The sequence below is a fragment of the Micromonospora tarensis genome (assembly GCF_016803395.1).
Lineage (GTDB): Bacteria > Actinomycetota > Actinomycetes > Mycobacteriales > Micromonosporaceae > Micromonospora > Micromonospora tarensis.
Genome location: NZ_JAEVHL010000494.1, coordinates 1 through 1,573, shown reverse-complemented (window position 1 = coordinate 1,573; position 1,573 = coordinate 1). Strand labels below are relative to the sequence as shown.

Genomic DNA, 1,573 nt, shown 5'->3' with positions numbered 1-1,573 from the left:
CTCCGCGACGCTGGGCGTGCCGACCGCGGCGCGGACCACCTCGCTGGGGTGCGGCACGTCGACCGCCGCCAACCGCGTCGCCGGCCAGGTCACCAGGGGTACGCCGAGCGCGTCGGCGGTGTCCCGGATGCCCGCCTCGTCGGCCTTGACGTCGGCGCTGGCCAGGCAGCTCAGGCTCGCCGGGTCGAGGCCGGCCTCGGCGAGCACCCGGTGCAGCAGCTCGGCCACCTCGGCGGCGGGTACGCCCCGACTCGCACCCACCCCGGCGACCAGCGACGGTGGCCGTAGCACGGCGGTCCGCCCGTCGAGCGGCACCACCCGGTCGGTGACCAGCAACCGGTACCCACCGTCGGTGCGTCGCCACCGCCGCCGCCCGCGTCGGCGGCGGCCGTGTCACCGTCGGCGTCTGCGCCGGCAGCGGCGTCGGTCGCCAGCGGTCTGACGTTCGGCGGCAGCGCGGGTAGCGGCCAGTCGGCGTCGGCGATCAGCTCGACCGGTTCGCCGTCCAGGATGGCCCGGGACACCGCGGCGACCTCGCCCCGCACCGGCCAGCCGAGGGTGTCCAGTCCGGGCAGCCCGACCGCGTCGGTGCCGGTGGTGATCACCGGTCGGGCGTCCAGCAGCGCGGCGACCCGCTCGGCGAGGTCGTTGCCGCCGCCGGCGTGCCCGCCGAGCAGCGCCACGGCGTGCCGGGCCGCCTCGTCGACGACCACCACGGCCGGGTCGGTGCGCTTGTCGTCGAGCAGCGGCGCGAGGATGCGCACCACCGCGCCGGTGGCCAGGAACGCGACCACCGCGTCGCACTGCGCCCAGGCGGTCCGGCAGCGCGGCGGCGACGTTCTCTCCCTCGACCAGCCGGGCGTGCGGCCAGGCGGTGGCCAGGGTGTCGGCGTGCCGGCGGCCGGCGGCGGTGGCGGCCACCAGGCCGATCCGGGCGGGCGGGGTCAGGTCGGGCACGGGCGCTCCCCGGTGAGGACGACCACCGGGTTGGTGGCCGCGAGGCGAATCGACCCGCCGGGCAGGTCGGCGAGGCGGGCGGCGGAGAGTTGGCAGCCCTCGACCGTGTAGCCGGCGGCGCGCAGCAGGCTTACCGCCGGTGCGACCCGGTCCAGCGCGGCCAGGGTGAGCACCACCCGCTCGGGTTGGCGGGCCAGCACGGCGGTGAGGACGTCGACGCCGCCACCGCCGACGAAGACCGCGTCGGGTTCGGGGAGGTCGGCCAGCGCCGCCGGGGCGGGTCCGACGACGAGTCGGACGTGCACGGCGTGCGCGGCGGCGTTGGCCCGGATGGTCGCGCCGGCCTCGGGGTCCCGTTCGACGGCGAGCACTGCCGCGCCGAGCAGGGCGCACTCGATGCCGACCGAGCCGCTGCCCGCGCCGACGTCCCAGATCAGCCGGCCCAGTCGGGGGCGCAGCCGGGCGACGGCGAGGGCGCGCACCTCCGACTTCGTGATCATGGAGTCGCGGTGGGCGTACCGGTCCTCCGGCAGCGCCCAGCCGCCGGTTGGCGCGGCGGCGGGCTGGTTGTCGACCCAGCCGCCGGTTGGCGCGGCGGCGGGCTGGTTGTCGACGC

The 1,573-nt window shown here is 78.2% G+C and carries 1 protein-coding gene and 1 pseudogene; both read right to left on the bottom strand.

The window, feature by feature from the left end; genetic code table 11:
• Nucleotides 1-957: pseudogene (locus JM949_RS35875) on the bottom strand (cobalt-precorrin 5A hydrolase); the annotation flags it as partial.
• The coding region (gene cbiT, locus JM949_RS35870) for a precorrin-6Y C5,15-methyltransferase (decarboxylating) subunit CbiT (protein ID WP_238434480.1) at nucleotides 945-1,573 on the bottom strand (629 nt) is incomplete at its 5' end. The gene cbiT and the pseudogene JM949_RS35875, both read right to left, overlap by 13 nt.